8 protein-coding genes are annotated in these 7322 nt (G+C 68.2%); 4 read left to right on the top strand and 4 right to left on the bottom strand.

Annotated elements, in window-relative coordinates; genetic code table 11:
* From HUA78_RS33350 to HUA78_RS33335, 4 genes are all read right to left on the bottom strand, one after another.
* Nucleotides 1-430, bottom strand: a 430-nt coding sequence (locus HUA78_RS33350) for a hypothetical protein (protein WP_174477985.1), incomplete at its 3' end; no start/stop codon positions are given.
* Nucleotides 431-478: 48 nt separating this feature from the next.
* The gene (locus HUA78_RS33345; protein ID WP_174477984.1) at nucleotides 479-769 is read right to left on the bottom strand and encodes a hypothetical protein; all 291 of its coding nucleotides are present in this window, start codon (nucleotides 767-769) and stop codon (nucleotides 479-481) included.
* Between the two features lie 18 nt (nucleotides 770-787).
* Complete coding sequence (locus HUA78_RS33340; RefSeq protein WP_174477983.1) at nucleotides 788-1252, bottom strand: hypothetical protein; 465 nt, start codon at nucleotides 1250-1252, stop codon at nucleotides 788-790.
* A gap of 147 nt (nucleotides 1253-1399) precedes the next feature.
* Nucleotides 1400-1849, bottom strand: coding sequence for a hypothetical protein (locus HUA78_RS33335; RefSeq protein WP_174477982.1), 450 nt, complete (start codon nucleotides 1847-1849; stop codon nucleotides 1400-1402).
* Nucleotides 1850-2154: 305 nt separating this feature from the next.
* On the opposite strand from HUA78_RS33335, the gene HUA78_RS33330 reads away from it, so the two are divergent.
* From HUA78_RS33330 to HUA78_RS33315, 4 genes are all read left to right on the top strand, one after another.
* Nucleotides 2155-3039: an RNA polymerase factor sigma-32 gene (locus HUA78_RS33330; RefSeq protein ID WP_141644334.1), complete on the top strand. Its 885-nt coding sequence runs from the start codon at nucleotides 2155-2157 to the stop codon at nucleotides 3037-3039.
* Nucleotides 3040-3651: 612 nt separating this feature from the next.
* Nucleotides 3652-4254 carry a DUF4255 domain-containing protein gene (locus tag HUA78_RS33325; protein WP_174457735.1) on the top strand — a complete coding sequence of 201 codons (603 nt, stop codon included), beginning with the start codon at nucleotides 3652-3654 and terminating at the stop codon, nucleotides 4252-4254.
* Nucleotides 4251-5705, top strand: coding sequence for a hypothetical protein (locus tag HUA78_RS33320; protein WP_174457736.1), 1455 nt, complete (start codon nucleotides 4251-4253; stop codon nucleotides 5703-5705). The genes HUA78_RS33325 and HUA78_RS33320 overlap by 4 nt, the downstream gene beginning before the upstream one ends.
* A gap of 38 nt (nucleotides 5706-5743) precedes the next feature.
* Entirely contained in the window at nucleotides 5744-7300 is a 1557-nt protein-coding gene (locus HUA78_RS33315) for a phage tail sheath C-terminal domain-containing protein (RefSeq protein WP_174457737.1), read from the top strand.
* The last annotated feature ends 22 nt before the right edge of the window (nucleotides 7301-7322 follow it).

Genomic DNA, 7322 nt, shown 5'->3' with positions numbered 1-7322 from the left:
CGCCCCCCCAGCAGCACCAGGAATACCCCCGCCCCGACGACCGCGCGTCGGTTGCCACCTTCGCCCAGACAGTGCTTCCACCCCAGCCCCGCCGCCACCGCGAGCCCCAATGTGGCCATCGGTACAGCTTCTCCGGATAGCGAAACGGCCGCCACGGAGGGAACACCTGGTACACCCATCCATAGACAGGCAGCGCGTCTCCCAGGCTCAGCGCGAGCACCAACAACCATGCCCCCGCCAGCACCCACGCACGAGGACTCCGCACGCGAGCGATGAGCCCTCCCAATGCCAGCACACAGGCGGGCGTCCCGACGTAGATGGAGTCCACCCAGACACGTCCAAACCCGCCGGACGGAACCAGGTGGCGCACGACGATATCCGGAATGCCGCGCAGCCCCTCCTTGTCCGCGAGATATGGCCCCGCCAGCAACTCCCACAGGCGCAGCGGATGGAGCGAGAAGCGCTGCGCCTCGACGACCTAGCGGGCCCCAGGCTCGCCGGAGAACACCAGCCCCACCGCCGGAAACAACTGCGGCGCGGCCAGCAGGCCCCCTGTCACCACCAGCAGCGCGCAGAACCCCAGCCGTCGTCGCCATCCGCCCACCTCCGGGTCCACCGCGGCCACGAGCACGACGAGCGCATTCGTCATCGCGAAGCCCTGCGCATCCCCCGCGAACGCGACCAGCGCCAGCAACCCCGCTCCCACGCCCAGCCAGCCCACCGAGGGTGCGCGCAGGAAGCGGACCGCGGCCCAGAGCGCGACGGGCACGGCGCTCGCCGCGAGCAGCTAGGTCGGGTTGTGCGTGATGCAGACGAGGTAGCCGCTGAAGGTGAAGCCCACTGCCGCGAAGAGAGCCCCGGCGCGAGGCACGTCGTAGCGCCGCAGCAGCGCCCAGGTGCCAAACAGCGCCAGCGGGTAGCAGGACAGGATGGTGGCCTTCACCGCCACGCCGAGCGGAAGCAGCAGGTGCAGCAGCGCCGTGGGGTGGAACGCGCCCGAGACGAAGATGCCCACGAAGGACTGCCCGAACCCATCGAAGGCAAACCATTCCGGGAAATCGAACACGGCCACCCGCGCGGCCCAGAAGGCCCGCATGGGATAGAAGGCGCGCAGGGTGTCCCCCGCGATGAAGACGTCGCTCCAGAAGAACGCCCTGAAGAAGAACCCCACCGGCAGCAGCAACATCAACGCGGGCAGGCCCCAGGCGCGCCGCGTCCGCATGTCATCCACTTGCTTCGATTCGTCCGGCATCGCGTTCCTGACTCCTCCGAGGCGTCGCGGCGAGAGGGGCACGCGCTCGCAGGGTCTCCAAGTCCGCGTGAGACACGGCTCGGAGGGGAGCGTTCTTCGCATGGCGAGCGGGGGGACGGGTAGCCCGTACCGAGCGCCCCCATCGAATCAGTGCGGTGGCGCTGGCGGTGACTCGGAGTCCTCTTCGACGGAGACCTGCTGCTCCACCTGCTTCCTCACCAGCCGCTTCGTCGCGGTCTCCTCCTCTTCCGTCCGCTGCCGCCGCCGCACCAGCCCCTGGCTCTCATCCACGAACCAGAAGATGACCCGGAAGAAGGCCGCGATGACGGTGACGAGCAGCGAGGACAGCAACCACTCCAACGCCCACCCAGGCCAGCCGCCCACCACCACGTCGATGGCGTACGTCCCCGTGAGCGGCACCAGCACGAAGGCCACGTAGTGCGACAGGCAGTAGGGACACGACACCAGATATCCCCACCACGTGTCCTTGCCGCCCAGCCGCTCGCGCAGCGGCGCGAAGATGCGCTCGCGGGCGATGGTCTGCGACACCCCCATCACCACCGCGGACACCGCGAAGAGCTGGAACAGGTTCTCCATCCTCGCAAGGTGGCGATGACGAGGCGGGACAGGGACGCACGTCGCACAACCGCTACCTCGCTCGCCTGGTTGCCGCCACGTGCCCCACCCGCTCCCACTGTCGGCCGGAAGACAGTCGGAAGAGACTTCGAAATACCCCCCTGTAAAAACGAAAGGGTGCCGCCCTTAAGCACCCTCCCCCCTTGATGCAAACCCGCGCATTCACTTGGGAACGCTTGGGAAGGGCCGTGGCACATGCATTGCGAAGGACCCGTCCCGTGCCGCCGACGCGCGGCTCCCACCGGCCCCCTTCCCCGAGAGACGCCATGCAGGAAACCTCCCACTTCTCCTCCCCGGATTCCCTCTCCACGTACCTCTCGGAGATCAACCAGTACCCGCTTCTGACGCAGCCGAAGGAGCAGGAGCTGTCGCGCCGGTTTCGCGGGGGAGACCTGATGGCCGGCCACCAGCTCGTCACGGCCAACCTGCGCTTCGTGGTGAAGGTGGCCTACGAGTACCGCTCCTACGGCCTGAAGATGTCGGACCTCATCCAGGAGGCGAACATCGGCCTGATGAAGGCCGTGCAGAAGTTCGACCCGGACAAGGGCATCCGCCTCATCTCCTACGCGGTGTGGTGGATTCGCGCGTACATCCAGAACTGCATCCTGCGCAACTGGAGCCTGGTGAAGCTGGGCACGACGCAGGCGCAGCGCCGGCTGTTCTTCAGCCTGGCGCGCACCCGCCGCGAGCTGGAGCGCATGGGCGCCGGCGACGCGAGCGTCGTCAACGCGGAGGAGATTGCCCGCAGGCTGAACGTGAAGGCCTCCGAGGTGCGCGAGATGGAGCAGCGCATGGGCGGCCGGGACTTGTCGCTCGACGCGCCCGTGGGCGAGGACGGCGACGCCACCCACCTGGACTTCGTCGAGTCCTCCGCCGCGTCCCACGAGGACGAGGTGGCCGACCGCCAGCAGGCGGGCCTCACCCGCGACCTCGTGCAGCGCGCCCTGCGCCGCCTGGACCCGCGCGAGCGCTTCATCATCGAGAACCGGGTGATGGGTGACGCGGAGATGACGCTCAGCGAGCTGGGCGAGCACTTCGGCTTCTCCCGCGAGCGCGCCCGTCAGCTCGAGATTCGCGCCAAGGACAAGCTCAAGGCGGAGCTGGCCCTCCTGATGGCCGACGCGGGCCTGGACGCCGCCGCCCTCGCCTGACCCGCACCGACGCCCTCACGGGGTCGCTGACTCACATCGAGTCCGCCTTTCGAAAGAAGGGCGGACTCATTCGTTTCCAGGCCCTACGTCCCTGGCCTGCTCGCCGGGGGTCCACCCGACCTCCTCCTCCGGAAATGCGCGCGAGGCCGAAAATCCGGCCCGCGCGGCGCCGGGGCCCCTTTCCCGTCGACGCGCGGCCTCCCCACCCGAGGCCCGCTGTCCGGGACGGCCCCTCCCGCGAACCCTCCAGGTCAGTCCCCTGATTCCACGTCCACGCCCCACGCGCCCCGGGGGCAGGACGTCCTACGTGCGCTGACGCCCGCGAAGCGCACCGCCGGAATCCGCCCCTTCGCGCGACCTCAAATACAGACGCGCGGGGTTTCAATAGACATCCTCCTCGCCAAGTCAGACAAACCCACCCCCATTGACACACTGGCTTTCCCTGTTACTGTTTGACCATCTCGCGAATCAATCTTCGCGTGAACCATTCAGCGGCTGTGGCGAACGGTCGGCGGTTGGATCTTCGCTCGCGAAAACCCCGGCGGCCCTCCGGGTCTCACCACCCTCAACAATCACAGACACGCCCGGCGCGCGTGCTGGAGGAGTCTCGTCTTGGGCAAGCTGGGAGGCACCTTGGAGCTGGTCCGCAGGCGTCTGGATGAGTTCATCCGGAACGCGGAGGCGGCGCCCCGGCAGGAGCCGTGGGTCGTCCTCTCCAACCTGACGGACAGCGAAGGGCGTCCTGCGGCGCCCGCGCGAGACGCGGTGGTGATGTTCCTGGCGAACATCCGGCACGAGACCATCGTCAGCACCTACAACCGCAACGTGCCCGTGTCGCCGGACGCGTACGGCCTCATCGCGCCACCGCTCTTCATCGACCTCTTCGTCCTGCTGTACGCCAACTTCGAGGACCAAGCGTACCCCGTGGGGCTGGAGGCCATCTCCCACGTCATCAGCTTCTTCCAGCAGACACCCTGGTTCACCCAGCAGAGCCTGCCGGGGCTGGACCCGGACATCGACAAGCTCACGTTCGAGTTCGTCGACCTGGACCTCCTGGGCCTCAACCACCTGATGGGGCTGGCGGGTGTGAAGTACCTCCCCTCCGTCTTCTACAAGGTCCGGATGATTCCCTACCGGGGCGAGGCCATGCAGGGCCAGGTGTCCGCGGCCAAGGGTGTCGAAGCGCCCGGCCGGCCCCAGGGGATGCAGCCATGAGGCGCTTCCGACGCGCCAACGAGCGCTCCCTGGATGGCCCCCTGCGGCTGCGGCAGGGCGACCTGCCCCGCCTCGCCAGGGCCCTGGCCACGAACGCGTCGCTCGACGACTACGACGTGCCGCCGCGCCGCTACACCTTCGAGCGACTGCTGTCGGTGGACCTGCGGCACACCTACTTCAACCGCTCCGAGGGGCGCTGTCCGGCCCTGGTCTGCCGGCCCACGGCGGCGACGGCGGCGACGCTCAGGGACCTGGGCCTGCTCTTCCGCGACGAGGGCACGGCCTTCTCCGTCCTCTACGACTTCAACCGCCGCGCGCAGTTGCTCAAGGCGATGGAGCGACGCGAGAAGGCGGGCCAGTGGACGTGGCTGTCCTTCGTGCTGATTCCCGACACGCCCTTCTTCGTCAACTTCACCGACCTGCCCAGCGACTTCCAGCCCGCCTCGGACAACCTCTACTTCAGCAACCGCCAGGCCCACTTCGCCGGACAGCCGCCGGAGCCCACGGACCAGGAACTCCACTGCACGGCCACCAGGACCTTGCCCATCCTGCTCAACCCGGGCGAGCAGGTCACCGCCGCCAGCCGACAGCGCGTGGCCCAGGTGCAGATGCAGGTGCCGCTGCTCCCGGAGACCGCCGAAATCGTCCTGCTCGACATCTCGGGGGAGGAGGTCCTCTGCAAGCCGTGCAGCATCCCGGTCACGCTGCTCCTGGGGAAGCAGGCGCCCTCCGCCATCTCCTGTCAGCAGGTGCGCGTGGCGCGCGGGCCCGGCATTCCCGAGCAGCGCGTGGGCGACTTCGCCTACCTGGACCTCGCGGCCCTGCCCGAGGGCCTCTACACCGTCCGCCAGCTCGACCTCGACGGCGGGATACTCATCGAGAGCAAGGTCCTCTACACCCAGGCGTACCCGACGCCGCTGGCCTTCCTCGACCTGGTGCTGGCCAAGCCGAACCCCGACGACACGGGCCTGTATCCCCTGTGTGATTTGCACCTGGGCGCGGAGCAGACCCGCGTCGTCCCGCTGCGCGCCGAGCTGCGCTTCGAGCGGCGAAGGACCCGCTGGTGCTACTTCGTCGTGCCGCCCCAGGGCGTCCGCTACGACGCGCTGCGACTGCTCGACGTCGGCTCGCCCCAGCCCGTCACCTTCTCCGGCCCGGTGCCCGTCCAGGTCCCCGGCGCGGGAGTGACCTACCGTTTCATCGCGGACCAGGACCTGCCGCTGCAGGAGGTCCCCGACTACGTCTTCGAGCTCCAGGGGACGCGCGAACAGGGCCTCTTCGAAAGCACGCTGATGTCCAACGTGCCCGTGGCCTCGCCCGCGCTGGTGCTGCCCCGGGTGGGCCCGCTCCCCGGTGTCCCGCGCGGCACCAGACCTTCCGGCATGCCCCAGGGGCCACGGCCCTCCCCCCTCGATCGGCGGGATTACTCGGACATCTACCTGAACCTCTGAACCCCGAAGCCCCACCCACGAAGCGAAGAGAGGACCCGATGCCCATCAGGACAGCCCGTAAAACCCCCGGCGTCTATGTCACCGAGTTGGACGCCTTCCCGCCCTCCGTCGTCGGCATCCAGACGGCGGTGCCCGCGTTCATCGGCTACACCAAGACGGCGACGCTCAGCGGCAAGCCCATTCCCAACAAGCCCGTCCTCATCAACTCGCTGGCCGACTACCAGCAGATTTTCGGCGGGGCGCCGGATCCGACGTTCGACCTCACCGAGGTCACCGACACCACCAAGCAGAAGTCGGGTGACTACGACTTCAAGGTGTATGACAGCGCCGGCGCCACGCCTGGCTGGAAGTACTACGACCTGGTCCCCAAGGCGGGCACCAAGTACGTCCTCTTCAACAGCCTGCGTCTGTTCTACGCCAACGGCGGTGGCACCGCGTACATCGTCTCCGTCGGCGACTACACGAGCACGCTGGATGCGCCCACGCTCGTCGGCGGCCTGGACATCATCGCCGAGCAGGTGGGCCCCACCATGCTCGTGGTGCCGGACGCGGTGAACCTGACGGCGCTGGCGGACTACGGGACGGTGGCCACCGCCATGCTCGCCCAGTGCGGCGCGCTGCAGGACCGCGTGGCCGTGCTGGACGTGTATGGCTCCGCCACCGTCACGCAGACGACCCTGCCCACCGTCATCTCCGACTACCGGGGCGTGCTGGGCAGCAAGTTCCTCAACTACGGGATGACGTACTTCCCCTTCCTGCACACCACGGTGCAGGAGCTGAGCGACTTCGACTACACCAACATCCAGACGGACGCGACGCTCAAGACCATCCTGCTGGCGGAGAGCGCCAACCTCTACACCAACGCGCCCTCGCGCAAGACGGCGGTGGACGCGGACATCGCCAAGATTGGCACGGTGACGGCGCCCGAGGACATCCAGGTCCTGAACCAGAACCTCACCGCCGCGCTGCCGCTCCTGACGGACATGCTGCGCATCATCTCCCGCAAGGACGACGTGCTTCCGTCCAGCGGCGCCATGGCGGGCATCTACACCTGGAACGACGCCAACCGGGGCGTGTGGAACGCGCCGGCCAACGTCAGCCTCACCGGTGTCACCAGCACCACGTTCAAGCTCAACAACGAGCAGCAGGCGGACCTCAACGTCCCGGTGGATGGCAAGGCCGTCAACGCCGTGCGCGAGTTCGTGGGCCGGGGCTCCGTCGTCTGGGGCGCGCGCACGCTGGACGGCAACAGCAATGACTGGCGCTACATCCAGGTGCGCCGCACCCTCACGTACGCCGAGCAGTCCATCAAGGCCGCGTTGGACCGCTTCGTCTTCGCCGCCAACGACGGCAACACCTGGGCCTCCGTCACGTCCATGGTGTCCAGCTTCCTCCAGGGGCTGTGGTCCCAGGGAGGCCTGTTGGGCGCCACCGCGTCGGATGCGTTCAGCGTGGAGTGCGGCCTCGGCAGCACCATGACGGCCCAGGACGTGTTGGAGGGCTACATGGTCGTCCAGGTCACCCTGCAGATGATCCGCCCCGCGGAGTTCATCGAGCTGACCTTCAAGCAGAAGATGGAAGGCGCCAGCGCGTAGCGCCCGCCGGACTTCGACGACT

The organism is Myxococcus sp. CA033 (assembly GCF_013336625.1).
In the GTDB taxonomy this organism is placed as follows: Bacteria; Myxococcota; Myxococcia; order Myxococcales; family Myxococcaceae; genus Myxococcus; species Myxococcus llanfairpwllgwyngyllgogerychwyrndrobwllllantysiliogogogochensis.
This window is presented reverse-complemented; position numbering and strand designations above follow the sequence as displayed.

Excerpts from the sequence above, each read along its gene's own strand:
- HUA78_RS33340 (WP_174477983.1), bottom strand. The coding sequence starts at position 1,252 with ATGCCGGACGAATCGAAGCAAGTGGATGACATGCGGACGCGGCGCGCC.
- HUA78_RS33335 (WP_174477982.1), bottom strand. The coding sequence starts at position 1,849 with ATGGAGAACCTGTTCCAGCTCTTCGCGGTGTCCGCGGTGGTGATGGGG.
- HUA78_RS33330 (WP_141644334.1), top strand. The coding sequence starts at position 2,155 with ATGCAGGAAACCTCCCACTTCTCCTCCCCGGATTCCCTCTCCACGTAC.
- HUA78_RS33320 (WP_174457736.1), top strand. The coding sequence starts at position 4,251 with ATGAGGCGCTTCCGACGCGCCAACGAGCGCTCCCTGGATGGCCCCCTG.
- HUA78_RS33315 (WP_174457737.1), top strand. The coding sequence starts at position 5,744 with ATGCCCATCAGGACAGCCCGTAAAACCCCCGGCGTCTATGTCACCGAG.